The organism is Bacillus sp. AFS029533 (assembly GCF_002585125.1).
Lineage (GTDB): Bacteria > Bacillota > Bacilli > Bacillales > Bacillaceae_G > Gottfriedia > Gottfriedia luciferensis_B.
Genome location: NZ_NUQC01000020.1, coordinates 151,380 through 170,219, shown reverse-complemented (window position 1 = coordinate 170,219; position 18,840 = coordinate 151,380). Strand labels below are relative to the sequence as shown.

15 protein-coding genes and 1 pseudogene are annotated in these 18,840 nt (G+C 31.0%); 6 read left to right on the top strand and 10 right to left on the bottom strand.

Annotated elements, in window-relative coordinates:
* Positions 1-167 precede the first annotated feature (167 nt).
* Together COE53_RS10995 and COE53_RS10990 are read left to right on the top strand one after the other, a co-directional pair.
* Complete coding sequence (locus COE53_RS10995) at positions 168-1,265, top strand: SDR family oxidoreductase (RefSeq protein ID WP_069035485.1); 1,098 nt, start codon at positions 168-170, stop codon at positions 1,263-1,265.
* Positions 1,266-2,421: 1,156 nt separating this feature from the next.
* On the top strand, positions 2,422-3,276 hold the full coding sequence (locus COE53_RS10990) for a CAP domain-containing protein (protein ID WP_091022005.1): 855 nt from the start codon (positions 2,422-2,424) through the stop codon (positions 3,274-3,276).
* Between the two features lie 92 nt (positions 3,277-3,368).
* Here the strand turns inward: COE53_RS10990 and COE53_RS10985 are convergent, their stop codons facing one another.
* From COE53_RS10985 to adhE, 3 genes are all read right to left on the bottom strand, one after another.
* On the bottom strand, positions 3,369-4,067 hold the full coding sequence (locus tag COE53_RS10985) for a copper homeostasis protein CutC (protein ID WP_069035635.1): 699 nt from the start codon (positions 4,065-4,067) through the stop codon (positions 3,369-3,371).
* A gap of 10 nt (positions 4,068-4,077) precedes the next feature.
* A complete protein-coding gene (locus COE53_RS10980; RefSeq protein ID WP_069035634.1) occupies positions 4,078-4,986 on the bottom strand; it encodes an RluA family pseudouridine synthase in 909 nt (302 codons plus the stop codon).
* Between the two features lie 95 nt (positions 4,987-5,081).
* Positions 5,082-7,682 carry a bifunctional acetaldehyde-CoA/alcohol dehydrogenase gene (gene adhE / locus COE53_RS10975; protein WP_098948045.1) on the bottom strand — a complete coding sequence of 867 codons (2,601 nt, stop codon included), beginning with the start codon at positions 7,680-7,682 and terminating at the stop codon, positions 5,082-5,084.
* A gap of 639 nt (positions 7,683-8,321) precedes the next feature.
* On the opposite strand from adhE, the gene COE53_RS10970 reads away from it, so the two are divergent.
* The gene (locus COE53_RS10970) at positions 8,322-8,933 is read left to right on the top strand and encodes a YitT family protein (RefSeq protein WP_084007048.1); all 612 of its coding nucleotides are present in this window, start codon (positions 8,322-8,324) and stop codon (positions 8,931-8,933) included.
* Positions 8,934-9,183: 250 nt separating this feature from the next.
* Here the strand turns inward: COE53_RS10970 and COE53_RS24560 are convergent.
* Positions 9,184-9,382 (bottom strand): annotated as a pseudogene (locus COE53_RS24560) (histidinol dehydrogenase); the annotation flags it as partial.
* Positions 9,383-9,583: 201 nt separating this feature from the next.
* Between COE53_RS24560 and COE53_RS10960 the strand changes: the two are divergent.
* The gene (locus tag COE53_RS10960; protein WP_069035480.1) at positions 9,584-10,009 is read left to right on the top strand and encodes a MarR family winged helix-turn-helix transcriptional regulator; all 426 of its coding nucleotides are present in this window, start codon (positions 9,584-9,586) and stop codon (positions 10,007-10,009) included.
* Between the two features lie 41 nt (positions 10,010-10,050).
* On the opposite strand, the gene COE53_RS10955 is transcribed toward COE53_RS10960, so the two are convergent.
* The 5 genes from COE53_RS10955 to COE53_RS10935 form a co-directional block, all read right to left on the bottom strand.
* The gene (locus COE53_RS10955; protein ID WP_091021999.1) at positions 10,051-11,097 is read right to left on the bottom strand and encodes a polyamine ABC transporter substrate-binding protein; all 1,047 of its coding nucleotides are present in this window, start codon (positions 11,095-11,097) and stop codon (positions 10,051-10,053) included.
* Between the two features lie 120 nt (positions 11,098-11,217).
* Entirely contained in the window at positions 11,218-12,024 is an 807-nt protein-coding gene (locus COE53_RS10950; RefSeq protein WP_069035478.1) for an ABC transporter permease, read from the bottom strand.
* Positions 12,025-12,876, bottom strand: coding sequence for an ABC transporter permease (locus COE53_RS10945; RefSeq protein ID WP_353616541.1), 852 nt, complete (start codon positions 12,874-12,876; stop codon positions 12,025-12,027).
* A complete protein-coding gene (locus COE53_RS10940; RefSeq protein ID WP_069035476.1) occupies positions 12,873-13,847 on the bottom strand; it encodes an ABC transporter ATP-binding protein in 975 nt (324 codons plus the stop codon). The genes COE53_RS10945 and COE53_RS10940 overlap by 4 nt, the downstream gene beginning before the upstream one ends.
* A gap of 116 nt (positions 13,848-13,963) precedes the next feature.
* The gene (locus tag COE53_RS10935) at positions 13,964-15,358 is read right to left on the bottom strand and encodes an aldehyde dehydrogenase (RefSeq protein ID WP_069035475.1); all 1,395 of its coding nucleotides are present in this window, start codon (positions 15,356-15,358) and stop codon (positions 13,964-13,966) included.
* A 322-nt stretch (positions 15,359-15,680) separates the two neighbouring features.
* Here COE53_RS10935 and COE53_RS10930 point away from each other — a divergent pair, with 322 nt between their 5' ends.
* Both COE53_RS10930 and COE53_RS10925 read left to right on the top strand, forming a co-directional pair.
* A complete protein-coding gene (locus COE53_RS10930; RefSeq protein WP_069035474.1) occupies positions 15,681-16,301 on the top strand; it encodes a DUF47 domain-containing protein in 621 nt (206 codons plus the stop codon).
* 11 nt (positions 16,302-16,312) lie between these two features.
* On the top strand, positions 16,313-17,323 hold the full coding sequence (locus tag COE53_RS10925; protein ID WP_069035473.1) for an inorganic phosphate transporter: 1,011 nt from the start codon (positions 16,313-16,315) through the stop codon (positions 17,321-17,323).
* A 44-nt stretch (positions 17,324-17,367) separates the two neighbouring features.
* Here COE53_RS10925 and COE53_RS10920 read toward each other — a convergent pair whose 3' ends face one another.
* Positions 17,368-18,573 carry a D-alanyl-D-alanine carboxypeptidase family protein gene (locus COE53_RS10920; RefSeq protein WP_098948044.1) on the bottom strand — a complete coding sequence of 402 codons (1,206 nt, stop codon included), beginning with the start codon at positions 18,571-18,573 and terminating at the stop codon, positions 17,368-17,370.
* Positions 18,574-18,840 lie beyond the last annotated feature (267 nt).

The following is an 18,840-nucleotide window of genomic DNA, read 5'->3' as shown; positions in this document are numbered from 1 at the left end:
CATAAGCGGTTCATGAGGAACTAGATAGCCTAAAACTGGAGTTCTACCCTCCATAAATAGAGAAGATCAAAATATGTTTATTATAATAGAAGCAACTTCACATTAAATGCATATTTCTTTAATAATATAAACAAAGGGATTTATTTTACATAAAGTAGGTGGCTAGAATGGAAAGAACATACTTTATTACTGGATTTCCCGGATTCATTTCGAAGCAGTTACTCCTCAAAATTCTAGATAATGAAATGTCTTTTCAAAAAATTTATCTACTCATTCTTCCTAATACTGAAAAACAATGCCGAGACTTTTTATTAACATTAGATCAAAAGTATCCGGATTATTCTCTTTTAAAGATAGAACTTTTATGTGGAGATATTACCAAGAAAAACTTTGGGCTCAGCCTAAAAAATCTTAATGTCCTTATTAATGATCTAACTGACTTATTTCATTTGGCTGCCATTTATGACCTTGCAGTCCCTAAAAAAATTGCATATGAAGTAAATGTGAAAGGAACAATAAACGTAAATGAATTTGCACTTAAACTAAAATCTTTGAAGCGTTACACCTATTTTAGTACTAGCTATGTCTCAGGAACTCGTGAAGGAAGAATTTATGAACATGAATTAGAAATGGCACAAACATTTAAAAACTTTTATGAAGAAACGAAGTATTATGCTGAAATAGAAGTTGAGAAACTAAAAACACAACTTCCAATCACCATTATAAGACCTGGAATTGTAGTTGGTCATTCAGAAACTGGTGAGACAAGTAAATTTGATGGACCATATTTCATTTTAAATTTCTTTACAAAACTTCGCTATTTACCTATCCCTCAAATAGGTAAGAACAATGCTTATTGCAATTTCATTCCCATTGATTATTTAATTAATGCTGTTTACTTTTTAAGTCATGCAGAAATCGGAGTTAACAAAACTTATCAAATTACAGATCCCTCTCCTTACCCTGTACAAGATGTTTATAAAGATTTTCTTTCCTATTATTTAAACAAAACTACCGTAGGCATAATTCCAATTAAATTTATTAGTCCTCTCCTTTCAATCCCATTCATTAGACGTTTACTAAAAGTAGAAAAAGAAGTTTTATCTTATTTTAATTGTAAATCGGAGTATGATTGTATTAATACTTTAACTGATCTACAAAATACAAATATTAAATGTCCGGACTTTAAAGATATACTTCCTGTTATTACAAATTATTATAAAGTGCATAAGTCATTGATCGAGAAGCATGTATTAATTAGGTAAACCGGATTATGTAATTTCGCTTCTATATATATAGGAAAAGTTTAAAGGACACTAATTTTAATTAGCGTCCTTTCACGTTGTTGAAAAACAACCTTGTCAATTAACTTACCAAATTTTCATAAAGGAGTAGAGTGATGTTGATTTCCANNGGAGTCGAGCACCCCTTTCGTTCCAATCAACTTATTCATCAATAAGAAGTCTGCAATAAAAACTAATCAAATAGCCTTTATTAAGCGTATCCTATCAGTTGTTTATTAATTTGTAGGTCAATTAAGATCGAACATTAATTAATAAGCTAATCAACTGAATTTATTTTTCAAAAAATTAGCATATAATATTTCTTACCTTATAAAAAAACTTACTAGTGTTATTGGTATCATAAAATTGCTCAATCATATTAAAATTTAAAACCATTAATAGATAGCTCAACCAAAAATTATCATTTCATCATTAATAAATGTTCATTTAATGTCCGTTTTCTCTATTGACCATTTTATATTTCAACACTCTGAAAGGACACTAATTTAATTAGGTCCCCTTTTATTCATAAATAGCTCTATGTAATTTTAGTGTTTTGTATTTTCTCTTCTATTATTAATGATTTTTTTCATATCCCATTTAAAAAACGCTAAGTATGTACAATAATTCGCTTTATATGGTCTTTTCAATTTTCTTTTCTAAATCCTAGCTTATAATTTAGGGATATTTGTTGAAATTGTTGATGTATACATTCTTTTAATCATTCCTCAAAGGACTTTCCAATATAAAACTGTATAGAACTGGACTAGTATCATCAATAAATAATTTCAAATTATTCACCCTCAATACGTTCTTTACAGAATGATTACAATCGTAACTGAATAACAACAAAACTGGATTTTTCTTCCTGTATTATAACGTGAGAATAGGACGTTTTCTTAACTTCAAACTTTTTTAATGGAAATTTTAAGCAAAAATTTATGATACTTATTTAATATTATTCTAGTAAAATAGTTGTCATAACAACGATTTTTTTTATTTCTGTACTAAAACAGTACTACCAAAAAAATCCTCAAATTTGCCTCCCCATTATTTCCCATAATTATGTCATGCGTTTTCATGCTAAAGTATTACTTGTACAGCGAGACAATAACCAAACAAATGGAGGAAGAAGAACATGAAAAAAATCGTAACTTTATCAACTGTGGCTGCTACTCTACTAGTGGGTGCTCCTGTAGGTGCCGTAAACGCAGCGACTATTACAAAGGATACTACTAAATCATATACACAACATATCAACTTAAATAATTTAAACTCTTTATATAATTATTTTAATCTACCAAACTTAGAAACTTCAAATGGTACTATTAAAATCGATTTAAGTAAATTATTAAACAGCAATGGTATTGATATGACTAAACTACAAGATGCTATTAAGCAACAATTAGGACAAGCATCTAAGCCAGCTAACTCAGGAACTACACAACCATCAGCTCCAACAACGCCGGCTAAACCTGAAACACCAACAACAAAACCGACGGTACCAACTACACCATCTAAACCAACAACGCCGTCAACATCAACACCATCAACACCATCAAAACCAGCAACTTCAACACCATCAACACCATCAACACCATCAAACACAGCATCATTATCAGCTTATGAATCTAAAGTAGTTGATTTAACAAATGCTGAGCGTACAAAAGCTGGTTTAAAACCGTTTACTGTTAATGCAACATTATCTAAAACAGCACGTTTAAAATCACAAGATATGACTGACAAAAATTACTTTGATCACACTTCACCGACTTATGGATCACCATTTGATATGATGAAACAATTCGGAATCACTTATAGCTATGCAGCAGAAAACATTGCTAAAGGTCAAAAAACACCTGAAGAAGTAGTTACTGCTTGGATGAATAGTGCTGGTCACCGTGCAAATATCTTAAATCCTAACTTAACTCAAATTGGTGTTGGTTATGATTCAAGATCAAATGCTTGGACTCAACAATTTATCGGTAAATAATAAATAACATTTGAATAAAGCTGTATTCTAAGTAGTCCGTTTTTGCGGACTACTTTTTTATTATGTGAAAATAATTTTGATCTATTCAAAGATTATTTGATTGATCCTCGTACTAACCTACTTCGCAAACTTTCCATTAAAGAAGAATCAATTTCTTCAATTGCAGCGTTATTTTTCCGAACCCCAGAACCGAAATGTATTTCTTCTACATTCGTAAATTCAATGAAATCTGATACATTTTCAATAGATAATCCGCTTCCTGCTAAAATTTTTATATTCGATTTATTTGTCAGTTCGATCATACTTTTTATTGTTTCTTTCCCATCAATAGCACTAGCAACACCGCCTGATGTTAATACATGTGTAATCTCAGGGTATTGTTTCAATGTATCAATAGCTGATAACAGATCATTTGATTCATCTATTGCTCTATGAAATGTAAAGTTCATATTTTTTACACGAGCTGTTACTTTTTTTAAAAGCTCTTCATCAATTGTATTCTCTTTTGTCAAGGCTCCAAAAACAATACCAGCTGCTCCGATCTCATTACATACATCAATATCACTTAAGATTACTTCTTGATCATATTTATCATATAAAAATGAACGACTATGTGGTCGAATCATTACATGTACTGGAATTGAGACACTTTGAACAACTTGTTTAATTGTCGCATAGCTTGGTGTCAATCCTCCCTCTTTTATTCCAGTAACTAATTCGATGCGATTTGCCCCAAACCTTTCTGCATCTAATGCATCTTTTACGGTTGTGGCAATGACTTCTAATAACATTTCATTCATCTCACTTTTCGTTAAGTATTTGTTTTATGTCGGCTGGGTATGAGATATCAATCGATAAATTTTCTTTTGTAAAAGGATGCGTAAATTGTACATTACTAGCGTGTAATCCTTGACGATTCAATAATTTTTGTTTCCCACCATACAATAGATCTCCAATTAATGGATGACCTAAAAAACTTAAATGGACTCGGATTTGATGTGTTCTGCCAGTATCTAACTGACATTCTAATATCGTTATGTTCAACTTTGAGATATATCTTATTTTTTTATAATGTGTAATTGCTTTATCGCCTTTTGGAGATACCCTTCTTCTGGTAGGATGATGTCGATCCCTTCCAATCGCTTCATTTATTGTACCTTTAGGTGATTTAACATTCCCTTCAACTATAGCTGTATAGGTACGTTTTATTTTACGATGACTTAACATCGAATCTAGAATTGAACTACTTAATGCATGTTTAGCAAATACCACTCCACCTGTTGTGTCTTTATCGAGGCGGTGTATATGGCGTACTTTTGTTTTTAATCCATTTTCTTGAAAATGAAATGCTACCCCATTTGCTAATGTATTTAACTGTCCTTTTTCATTCGGATGTGTGTCGACTCCAAACGGTTTATTAGCAATAAGTAAATGTTCATCTTCGTAGCAAATCTCAATAGATTGTTCTTGTGGAATTACACCATAATCTTCTTCTATGTACAACTGCATTTCAACTTGGTCACCACTTAAAAGGATTGTATTCCAAGGTTTAATTTCTCCGTTAATCTTACAACCTTTTGCCATCCTTAATTCATGTAATAACTTCTTTGGAAACTGCCACACATTTTTTAAATATGACTCTACTGTTTGATTTTTATGTTCAATACCTATTATTACCTTAAACCATGGATTTTGTTGCTTTAACTCCATCATTAATCACCACTTTCAATATGACTATTATATCAAAATATAATTCGTCAAAAAAGAAGCACCTATATAGGTGCTCCTTAATGTAAAATTTATTATCATCCTTTGAATGCATTCAAATAAACTTCTTCTAATTCTTTTACTAGAGGTAGTTTTGGATTTGCAGTAGTACATTGATCTTCGAAAGCACGATCAGCTAAATATGAAACTTTTTCTAAAAATTCTTTTTCGGTAACTCCTTGTGCTTCGATACTCATATTTATATTTAATTCCTTAGATAACTTAATAACTGCTGTAATTAAATTTTCAACCCCTTCTTCAGTATTTGCAGCTGGAAGGCCTAGGAAACGAGCTATTTCAGCATATCGTTCATCTGCAATGAAATGCTTATATTTAGGAAATGCTGTAAACTTCGTTGGTTTTTTGGCATTATATCTTATGACATGCGGCATTAAAATTGCATTTGCTCTGCCATGTGGGATATGGAATTCCGCTCCAATTTTATGCGCTAAACTGTGATTAATTCCTAAGAACGCATTTGCAAATGCCATACCTGCTATTGCTGAAGCATTATGCATTTTTTCGCGCGCTTCAAAATCGTTTCCATCTTTGTATGCTCTAGGTAAATATTTAAACACTAATTTTATAGCTTGTAATGCTAATCCGTCTGTATAATCATTCGCTAGGACACTTACATAAGCCTCGATTGCATGAGTTAATACATCCATCCCAGTATCTGCTGTAATGCTTTTAGGAACAGTTGATACGAACTGAGGGTCAATAATTGCAACATCAGGCGTTAATTCATAATCAGCTAAAGGATATTTAATATTGTTAGCTTTATCAGTAATTACAGCAAATGGTGTAACCTCTGAACCAGTACCAGAAGTAGTTGGTATTGCGACAAACTGAGCTTTACGTCCTAATTTAGGGTATTTATAAGCTCTTTTTCGAATATCTAAGAATTTTTGTTTAGGCCCGTCTAAAGTGGTTTCTGGGTATTCAAAAAACATCCACATACCCTTGGCTGCATCCATTGCTGATCCACCGCCAAAAGCGATAATCGTATCCGGCTCAAATGATTTCATTCTATCTGCACCCTTTATTACAGTAACATCTGAAGGATCTGGTTCTACATCTGAAAAAATTTCAATTTGTATATTTTCTTGTCTTTTCTCTAGATAATATTTAATTATGTCAACATAACCTAATTTAACCATTGCTTCGTCTGTTACAATAAATGCTTTTTTAATATTAGGCATTTTTTCTAAATACTGAGTTGAATATTTTTCAAAATAAATTTTTGGTGGCAGTTTGACCCATTGCATATTCATATTTCTTCTTCCTAATTTTTTAATATTTAATAAGTGTACAGTTGTTACATTAGACGATACAGAGTTTTTACCATGTGATCCACAGCCTAATGTAAGAGAAGGAATAAATGCGTTATATAAATCCCCAATTCCTCCATGTGCTGAAGGAGCATTTGCAATAACACGACATGCTTTCATTCTTAGTCCAAATTCTTTTTGAATTTCTTCATTATTACTATGAATAACTGCAGAATGGCCTAATCCTCCTAGCTCTAACATTTCTTCACAACGTTTAAACCCTTCTTCTTTTCCATTTACTTTAATAGCAGCTAAAACTGGACTTAATTTTTCTCTTGTTAAAGGTTCATTTGCACCAACGCTTTGACATTCAACGATAAGAATTTTTGTATCTACTGGTACATTTACACCGGCTAACGCTGCAATTTCATATGCTGATTTACCAACAATATCACCATTTACAGCACATGTAGCTTCATTTATGACAAGCTTTTCTAATTTCTTTTTATCTTCTTTTGTAGCATAATAACAATTATTTGCTTTTAACTCTGCTTTTACTACTTCATAAACTTCTTTATCTACAATAACTGCTTGTTCAGAAGCACAAATCATTCCATTATCGAATGTTTTTGAAAGAATAAGATCATTCACTGCACACTTAATTTCAGCAGATTTCTCGATATAACATGGTACATTTCCAGGTCCAACCCCTAAAGCAGGTTTACCTGTACTATAGGCCGATTTAACCATTCCAGCACCACCTGTAGCTAAAACAAGTGCTACTCCCTCATGATTCATTAAACACTTTGTTGCTTCTATTGAAGGGACTTCAATCCATTGTACACAGTTTTCAGGTGCTCCAGCTTTTATTGCCGCATCACGAACGATTCTGGCTGCTTCTCTACTACATTTTTGTGCGGAAGGATGAAAAGCGAAAATTATTGGATTTCTTGTTTTAATCGCAATGATTGCTTTAAATAATGTTGTTGATGTAGGATTAGTTGTTGGAGTGACACCTGCAATTACCCCAACAGGTTCAGCAATTTCTGTTATTCCAGTTTGTATATCTTCACTAATAATCCCAACCGTTTTATTATCTTTGATTGAATTCCATATATATTCTGTAGCAAATATATTTTTAATAATTTTATCCTCATAGATCCCACGACCTGTTTCCTCAACTGCCATTTTTGCGAGTGGCATATGTTGTTCTAAACCTGCTAGAACCATCGAATGTACAATTTTATTGATTTGATCTTGATTAAAATTTTCAAAATCTTTTAATGCTTTTTGTCCTTTTACGACTAAGTCATTTACCATTTTAGAAGCGTTACTAGTTTCATTTACAATTTTTTCTTGAACAGCCATTTGGCTCTCCTCCTCTAATGTTGGAAATTAATCATCCTATTTAAGGTTTCATTAAGTCCCATTTAATCATTTATTCTTGTGAAATACTTCACAATATTACTTACAAATATAATATATATCCTTTTTATTGAAATTGCTATGTCTAATTTGTGAAATATTTCACATTTTTTTCAACAAAACATGTTCCTCTTCTACTGATTCCTTTTCTTACTTCTAACTTTTTGTAGATTTTTGTTAATTCTTTTCTTTTTTCAAATATTTTCGCATATGATAAAATTAAGAATAAGTTCTAAAGTGAACTTATTTTTCACCTGTTAGATTTTTCTAACAAAACTGGTAAAAAGGACGTGTAACCATGATTGCTCGAAGGAGCATTTGGCAACGTAAAGACTTATCCTACACTTAGCAGTTTTAATTTAGAGAACCAAAAGAACTCTAAAATAAAACTGAAGGTAGGCGAAACTATGGTTGACAGGCGATTATGTTATTTCTTCAATGATATATAGCTATGTAGTTAGAAAGCAAAAAAACTAACTACGAGCTCTATATGTACGTAGTTAGTTTATAAGCTGTATTTTTAACTACTAACTACGAAAAGAGGAAATAACAATGAGTAACAATCGTTTGGGTGAGACCTTAATGATTTTAATTGGTTCATTTATTTTAGCCACTACACTGTATCATTTTCATTATCAAAATAATTTAGCTGAAGGTGGATTTATTGGGATTGCTTTATTAGTAAAGAACGCAATAAATATATCACCTTCAATTACAACTTTGCTTCTCGATATTCCTATTATCTTGATCGCTGGTTTGTATTTAGGTAGAAAATTATTAATCAATACTACGATCGGAGCCATCTCGTTTTCTGTTTTTTATTCTATAATAGAAAAAACATCTTCTAATTTTACTTTTAACTTTGGAAATCATCTTTGGATACCCGCTATCTTAGGAGGAATTTTCGCTGGACTTGGTTTAGGGTTAATTCTAAGAAGTGGTGGTGCAACTGGTGGAGATGATTTAATAACGATTATAATGAGCAAAAAATCAAAAATATCGATCGGTAAAGTATATTTTATTTTTGATGCTGTAATTCTTCTTTGTTCACTATCCTACCTGTCATGGAATGAAGTAGGATATACAATTCTTTCTGTGGCAATCTGTGCGAAAGTAACAGAATTGGTCTATGAAAGTAAATTTCAAAAAAAATCTGTTACAATTAAAACTAATGAAAAAAGATTACATGCTTAATGCATGTAATCTTTTTTTGATTCAGAAAAATCGGTGAGCTCATTTAGAACATTTTCTGCAGCTAAATCGTAAAGACAATCTTTGAAAAGTATTGCCAGTCTTCGATAATCATTATATTTATCTAATAGCTCGTCCACAGATGAAGCTTCACCCGTAAATGATTTCTTTACTTCTTCTTGCTTTTTAGCAAACTTAATTGTAAATGTACCTAGTTTTTCAAACATAGAACCGTAGAATTCATCAAAGTTCGATACGCTTACTAATTCTTCTTCTTCAGCATCAACTTGAAGACCATCAAATTCTCGTAAGAGTTCGTATATAATGCTACTGTACTCATCATTTAAATAAATACTTTTTTCGATCCTGTACCCGATCACTCGATAGAAATGACCATCGTTCTTTACAAATTGAACAGTATCATTTATTTTAAACTTAAAATACTTAAACATTGAACTTCACCCCTACCAATGTCTCTTTTATCATACTATTTACAAAACACTATAGATACTATACAGCCAAAACTTGTCAAATTTAAAAATCTTGCCTAAATTCCTTGCATTCTTGAAAATGACATAGAAAATTGGTAACCTATACGTACAATACCCACTTTATCTCAACTTCAAAATATAATTTAGGAGGTGGATCTTGCCTTGTTAACCGAAAACGACAAACTTCTTCTAGATGATTTAACAAGTTTAATGATTCGAGTTCGAAAAAACTGGCAAAAAACTGATGAAGAAGTAAAAAACTCCTTAACTCCACCAAAATATTTGCTTTTATATTTAATATATAAAAATCAAAAAATTACTGCTTCTGAACTTGGAAGACAGATTGGTTTATCTTCAGGCTCTATTACAACCGCTGTCAATAAATTAGTTAATAATCAATTAATTTCTCGAAAAAGGGATAGCCGTGATCGCAGAGTTACATGGCTTGAATTAACTGATGAAGGAAAACAGTTGATTGAAGAAAACTTCAATTTCCGTCAAGAATTGTGGTTAACATTATTCGAAAATCTTTCACATAGTGAAAGAGATCAATTTCGATTTTTATTAAACAAATTAATCTCAAACTAAAAAGGTTATCTCGTAGGAGACAACCTTTTTAGTTTTGATTATTATTTGCCAGTTTTCAATTCTGTCCAATACTTATCATATAATTCTGTTTGGTCCCCAACGTCTTTAATCCAGTTGGTTGCATCAGTTTGTTGTTTTGTTACATTTATATACGGATTTTGTTTATACTCCGCCGAATGATACGGTCCTGATTTACTATTTGGATCAGCATAGCCAATCGCCTCATAATTTTGTGCACTTACTTTTGGGTCATATAGATAGTTAATAAACTTTTCAGCAAGATCTTTTTGTTTTGCATCTTTTGGTATCGCTAAAGTATCTGCCCATCTTGATGATCCTTCTTTTGGTACAACCCATTTAATATCTTTAAGTTCTTTTTGAATATAAGCAGCATCTCCAGACCATACTTGACCAATCCATGCATCTTCGGTAATAAACTTTTGTTTTACCGTATCTGTGTCGAATGCTAATAAGTTAGGTGTTAATGTTTTTAAATTACTATAAGCTTTTAACAATTCGTCTTCATTTGTTGAACTATTTGAATAGCCATTTTTGATTAATCCCATTCCAAATACTTCTCTATTGTCGTCAAGTAATGTTACATGACCTTTGTATTTTGGATTCCACAGATCATTCCAGCTATCTATATTTTCTTTTACATATTTTGGATTATATGCAATCCCCGTTAATCCCCCAGTATAGACTACTGAATAGTCACCTTTTGGATCAAACTCTTGATTTGTATATTCTGGAGAAATATTATTTAAATTTGGCATCTTACTTTTATCCAATTTAGCCAACATATTTTGATGAATCATAAGTTTAACCATATAATCTGATGGCTGGATTACATCATAATTCGAACCGCCAGCTTTTAGTTTTGCATACAACTCTTCATTACTTGCAAAAACTTGATAATTAATTTTAACATCATATTTCTTTTCAAATGACTCTAAAACTTTCTCGTCAAAATTATCTGCCCAGCTATAAATATTTAATTCTTTTTTTCCAACTGAACAGGCAGATAAAAGTAAACTTACTAAGCCTAAAGAAACCATTATTGCAGCAGTTTTTCTAAATATACTCATAATGCCTACTGACTACCTCCTTAAATTTGGCACATAAAACCAATATGCCTTAATTGAATTATAATCCAGAAGATTCGTTTTTAAGTGAAACTAAACTATTATAAGGTCACTAAAAGCACTTTAAACGATATAGGATTTTTTCTCTGATTCTTCTTGATTGTTAATACCTTTTGTACGATAAACTTCAGAAATTACCATTAAGAAAATAATTGTAACAATTAAAATCGTCGAAATTGCATTTATTTCAGGAGTTACACCTTTTTTTACCATTCCATATATATAAATTGGCAATGTTGTTGAACCTGGTCCTGAAACAAAAAAGCTTATGACAAAATCATCAATACTTAATGTAAAACATAATAGTGCTGAAGCAATAATTCCAGGCATAAGCGCTGGTAAAGTTACAAATCTAAATGTCTGCCATGGTGTAGCGCCTAGATCACTTGCAGCATCTTCTAAATCAGATGACATTCCTGAAAGTCGAGCTGCTAAAAGTATAATGACATATGAAATACAAAAAGTGACATGGGCAATAATAATTGTAAAACTACCTAATTCAATATGAAAATTAGTAAATAATATTAGTAATGAAAGTCCCATTAAAATATCTGGAACGACAATGGGTAAGTAAACTAGCCCACTTATAAGATTTGAAAATTTATATTTATGCTTATGTAAGGCTAGTGCACAAATAGTACCAAGAATTGTTGAAAGGATTGTCGTTACAATTGCAATAAATAAACTATTCATAAAGGCATCAATAACTTGCGGGTTATGAAATAAATTTAAATACCAATCGAACGTAAATCCAGTCCAGTGTGCATTAATCTTTGATTTATTAAATGAAAATAGTATTAATATCAAGATTGGTAAATATAAACAAATCAAGACAATTGTTGAAAATCCAATAAGTATAGGTTTTTTCATTTATTTTTCACCTCTACTTTTATCAGCACCAATATTTTTTGTAGCTAAATAGTAAAGTCCTATTAAACCGATTGAAGTAATGACTAAGAATATTGAAAGTGCGGAACCAAATGGCCAGTTTCTTGCTGCTAAAAATTGATTTTGAATGACATTTCCGATTAAAGCAACTTTTGAACCGCCCATAACATCAGAAACGACAAACATTCCAAATGAAGCAACAAAAACCAAAATACTACCTGCAAAGATCCCCTTCATCGTTAATGGAAGAGTTACATATAGAAAGGTTTGAAATGGAGTAGCTCCTAAATCGTTAGCAGCGTCCAATTTTCGATTATCTAATTGTTCAATGGCAACAAAGATCGGTAACACCATGAATGGTAATAATGTATAGACCATTCCCATTATGACCGATGGAGTATTATAAAGTAGTTGTAATGGTTCTTTTATAATCTCTAGTTGGATTAATAATGTGTTAATAATTCCTTTTGAACGAAGAATAACAATTAATGCATATGATCTGACTAAGAAATTTATCCAAAAAGGGATTGTGATTAGTAAAAGTAAAATCCTCTGCCATTTTTCATTTACAACTGTAGCTGTATATGCATAAGGATATCCAATCAAAAGAGTAATTATTGTAGTTACTAATGCAATCCAAAAAGTTGTCCATAAAACTTTCAAATAAAGTGGGTCAAAAACTTTTACAATATTTTCTAATGTAAACGTTTTTTCAATTTCTCCGTACATTCCGTTTTTCATAAATGCAAAACCAAAAATTAATAATAAAGGTACTAGAAAAAAAACTAATAGCCAGATAATCGTAGGTGCAATTATGTACTTTTCATTTCTCAATACATAATCACCTCATCTTCTGACTTCCAACTAATCTCAACTTTATCATTTCTATTAAAGCTTGTTTGGTCTGGCATTTGATAGACAATAATCTTTTGTTCATGTTTATGTAAATCTATAAAAATCTTATTTAGAGTACCAACAAATTCAACATCTCTTATGATGCCTGAATAAGGATTACTTTCATTTGTAGAATGAGAAACTTTTATATTTTCTGGTCTAACTGCAATTTCTTTTACACCTTTATCAAAGAAATTATTTTCACCAATAAATGTAGCAACAAATTTGCTTGCCGGATTTTGATAGATTTCTTTCGGTGTTCCGATTTGTTCGATTTTCCCATTATTCATCACGACGATTCGATCACTCATGCTCATCGCTTCTTCTTGATCATGGGTTACATAAATAAATGTAATGCCTAATTCGCGTTGAAGATTTTTAAGTTCTCTTTGTAAATCTTTACGTAGCTTAAAATCAAGTGCTCCTAATGGTTCATCTAATAATAAGACTTTTGGATTGTTCACTATTGCACGAGCGATTGCAACCCTTTGCTGTTGACCACCAGATAATTGACTAGGTTTACGATTTCTAAATTCAGTTAATTGGGTTAATCTCATTGCTTCGTCAGCACGAACCTTTTGCTCTTCTAACGAAATACCTTTCATTTTCAATCCAAACTGTATATTTCTTTCAACATTCATATGAGGAAATAATGCATAGTGTTGGAACACTAAGTTCATATCCCTTTTATATGGCGGCAAACTATTAATTGCCTCTCCATTTAGTTTGATTACACCTGAAGATGGTTCTTCAAAACCAGCAATCATTCTTAAAAGTGTCGTTTTCCCACAACCACTTGGTCCTAAAATTGTTAGGAATTCTCCAGAATAAATTTCTAATGAAAGTGGAGAGATCACATTATTTTCACTAAAATTTTTCTCGACTTGTTCAATTTCAATTATATTTTTCATTTTCCCGTCCCATCTATATTAATATTTTTATTATTATGTAAAAATGAATAATTTATTTTCAACATATAAAAAGCCCCTTTTGTCAAGGAGCTAAGAAACTAAGTTACAATTAACCTTTATTTTAACAATTTACGAATAAACCGTAAAGCGTTTTTTGTAGTATGATATCTAATTTTCAAGTCAATTTTAGTAGTTTGTAAAAGGACACTTTTTTCATGTGTAAAAGCAGCAAAACTGTACTCCCCATGATAATTTCCTGAACCACTTTCTCCTACCCCACCGAAAGGTAAATGTGGATTTGCCATATGATAAAGCGTATCGTTTACACATCCACCACCAAATGGAACTCTCTCAATTACCTTATTAGCTAACTGTTTACTTTCTGTAAAAACGTATAGTGCTAATGGCTTAGGGTGTTGATTAATTTCATTTATTACTTCATCTATATTTTCATAGGTAAGAATTGGTAAAATTGGACCGAATATTTCTTCAGACATAATTGGTGAATCCCAAGATAGATTAGAAATTAAAGTTGGTTCGATTTTATAAGAAGATTGATCGAACTCCCCTCCATGTAGGATTTCACCATTATTCAAAAAGCCCACCAAACGATTAAAATGGCGTTCACTTATAATCTTTGTATAATCATTATTTAGTAAAGGTTTATTACTATAAAATTGAACAATTTCATTCTTTAATGCATCAATAAAAACCTTTTTTACTGATTTATGGACATATATATAATCTGGAGCAATACAAGTCTGTCCTGCATTCGTAAATTTCCCCCAAACAATTCTTTTCGCGGCTAGTTGTATATTCGAATCGCTATGTACAATTGTTGGGCTTTTCCCACCTAATTCAAGTATTAATGGCGTTAAATTTTTACTTGCTGCTTCCATCACAATTTTTCCAACTTGAACACTGCCAGTAAAAAAGATAAAATCAAATTTTTGTTGTAATAATATTGTGCTTTCTTCAATTCCACCATCAACTACAGCGATATATTCTTTATCAAAATTTTCTTTAATTATTTTATTAATAATGATCGATGTATTTGGTGTTAATTCCGATGGTTTAATAATAGCAGTATTTCCCCCAATTATTGCACCAATTAATGGAGCCATCGTTAATTGAAAAGGATAATTCCAAGGGGAGATAATTAATGTTACTCCATACGGTTCTCTGTAAATATATCCTTTTGTACCAATATGCGTAATCGGAGTTTTTACTTTTTTAGGCTTCATCCATTTTTTAATCTGTTTAATTGCTTCCGATATTTCTTTTAATGTAAATCCTATTTCAGTCATATAGGCTTCAAAATCTGACTTATTTAAATCCTTTTTTAAGGCTATTTTTATTTCATCCTCATTTTCTACTATTGATTTATATAATTTTTTTAATTGTTCAATTCGAAAATTTGAAGTTTTAGTTGAACCAGTCTGAAAAAATGCTTTTTGCATAGCTACTAATTGTGTAATTTCAGATGCTTTATATGTACTTTCCAGAATCATCACACCCTTTTTAGTCCAATAGTTTAAACGTATAATCTAATGCTAAATTAAAATCTCACATAAAGTCAACAATTCTGTGAATACTATCAATAATATTAACTAGTGTAGAAATCGAAATATTAACTTTGTTAAGGGAATGTAAAGATATTGTAAATTTGTAAATTAATTATATGTTTTTAATTGATTAATTTCAAAAACCAATTATTATTATTAACGTGGCCTTTACTTTTTTCGACATTTTTACATAGTTTCTGACATATTAAAATTAACTGACAAATGTGAAGGTGATAATAAATTATATGTTTTAGTTGGAGGAATCATAATGTTTTTTGGACAAAAAAAGGATGTATTCTTTGAAAAGCTTTTAGGTATCGCTGAGAACTTGCACGTATCATCAAATTATTACGTTGATTTTAAAATAAAGAATGCAAGCGACTTAAAGAAGTTTCAAGAAGAAATGAAAGAATATGAAACAAAAGGTGATAAGTTTATTCACTCTTTAATCGTTGAATTAAACAAAACTTTTATTACTCCAATTGAGCGAGAAGATATTTTACAACTTGCAATGAAAATGGATGATGTATTAGATGGATTTGAACATTGTTCAGCACGATTTGAAATGTATTCAATTACATCTGCTGATGAATATATGGTTAAATTCGTTGATATTCTTCAAAAAGCTGTTGAAGAAATTTTACTTGCAGTTAAATTACTTTCAAATAAAAAATTATTAGAGATCCGTGTTCATGCAATTAAAATTAAGGATTATGAGTCTCAGTGTGATGAGCTTTTACGTACATCAATTAAGCAATTATTTATGAATGAGAAAGATCCAATTAAAATTATTCAGTATAAAGAAATCTACGAAAATCTAGAATCTGTAGCTGATAGTGCGCAGGATGTAGCAAACACACTTGAGCAAATTATCATGCGAAATGCGTAAGGAGTCATAAAATGGAGCATTTATTTTTACTTACGATTTTAATCGTGATTTTTGCATTTTTGTTTGATTTTATTAATGGATTTCATGATACTGCAAATGCAATTGCAACGTCAGTTTCAACAAAAGCATTGAAACCACGTACAGCTATTTTAATAGCAGCTCTAATGAATTTCATTGGTGCGATTACATTTACAGGTGTTGCAAAAACGATTACAACTGGTATCGTTGATCCGATTACGATTGAAGGTTCAAATGGACTAGTTGTCGTAATTGCAGCTTTATTAGGCGGTATATTTTGGAACTTATTAACTTGGTATTTTGGAATTCCAAGTAGTTCTTCACATGCAATCATTGGTGCAATAGCTGGTGCTGCTGTCTCTGCAAAAGGATTTGACGTTTTAGAGGCGGAAGGTTTTATTAAAATTATCGAAGCTTTATTAATTTCCCCTGTTATTGCAATTACACTTGGTTTTATAGTTATGACAATTTTAGCAACTATTTTCCGACGTTCTAACCTTTCTAAAACTAATAAAGGCTTTAGATTAGTCCAAATTTTCACTGCTTCTTTACAGTCATTTACTCACGGTACAAATGATGCACAAAAAGCAATGGGAATTATCATGATCGCTTTAATTGCCGCTAAAATTGAACCAGCTGGTGCAGATGTTCCTTTATGGGTACGTATCGGTTGTGCTATGGCAATGGCTATTGGTACATCAGTTGGTGGTTGGAAAATTATTAAAACTGTTGGTGGAAAAATCATGAAAATTCGCCCGATTAATGGTGCAGCAGCTGACTTATCATCAGCAGCGATTATTTTCACATTTACTGCTTTACACTTACCAGTAAGTACAACTCACGTAATTTCTTCTTCTATTATGGGGGTAGGTTCTGCCCAACGTGTTAAAGATGTAAACTGGGGTACTGCTCAACGTATGGTAATAACATGGATTATTACAATCCCAATTTCAGCAACAGTAGCTGCAATTTTCTATCAAATTTTAAAACTAATCTTACTTTAATGAATAAAAGGCGAAACGTAAACAATACGATTCGCCTTTTTAATTTACATATATTCTCTTTTCCTTTTTGGTTTTGTAATAAAAAATATTAACAGCAAAAGTAAAATTACCGATCCTGCAATGATAAATGTACTCATAGAAAGGATGGTCGGTCGGTCATATGATTTAGCAGCTAATAACTCAGTACTGAAAAGTTCCTCGTTTTTGGTCCATACTTCAACTCTACCAAGTTTTTGATTTTTAGAAATTCCATTTTCCTTGTATGACTTATCTATTGCACTTAAAGGTTTTATTTTTATATCGTAATTTGTATTCGTGCCTAGTGCAGTTAAAAAAGATAAATCATTTGGTATTTTTGTTTGAATTAGATCATTTCTAATTTTTAATTCTCTCTGCCAATCACTTTGTTTTATAAGAGTTTTTTTATGGATTCTTGAAAATGCATAGGAATCTAATAACTTAATATCTTGTAGATACTGTGGTTTTGATGAGCGTAATAAAATATTAATAATCATTTGGCCGTCTTTTTTATCTATTTCAATTAAAGTATTCCTAGCAGAATCAGTATATCCGGTTTTCCCCGCATAAAAGTAAGGATTTTTAAACATTTTTCCACGATTAAAAATATATACATTCTTTTGCTTAGATGTACTAATACGAGCATCTTTTGTACCCATTGCTTTAATAATTAATGGGTATTTTAAAGCTTCCTTTGTAATTAAAGCTAAGTCATGTGCAGTTGTATAATGATTTACATTGTGAAGACCATTTGGATTCATGAAATTTGTATGATTTGCACCAATCATTTTAGCTTTTTCATTCATCATTTTTACAAAGTTGTCCATATTTCCGCCAACTCTTTCACCAATAGCATATGCTAAATCATTGGCACTTAAAATCATCATTGTTTTTAATGCTGTATTTCGATCTAAAACCTCTCCTTCAGAAAAAAGAATTTGGGAATTACTTTTTTCTTCTTGGATACTTCTTTTTGTCATTTGAATTTTATCATTCTCTTTTAAATAATCCATCATCACCATTGCGGTCATTATTTTCGTTGTGCTAGCTGGGAAATCAACTTTATTTGCGTTCTTACTATAAATTACTTCGCCACTATCAGCCAATATTGAAATTGCCTTATCACTAAATAGGTTTATTTCGTCTGCGTGTACAGTTTTTTGAATAAAGAAGCTACTAATTAAGCTAAAACAAAGACAAAATTTTATAATATTATTAAAAGTAGATTTCATAAACACTAAATCTCCTTTGAACTTTTTTCATTTAGTTATTTCGTACAAGTCACATCACTCAAATTTAAATATAATTCGACTAGATAAAAGAGGAGTGTTTTAAAGCAACAATACAGTGTGTAAACAAATAATAAAAAATTTGATTCCAGACTGATTGCAAGCGTTTGGTGGGCAGTCTGGATGGTTTAAAAAAACAATAATGCACCTATTATAACCTTTTCATACTAATGTCTCAACTTACTTAAATTAGTAAAATATATCGGTTAT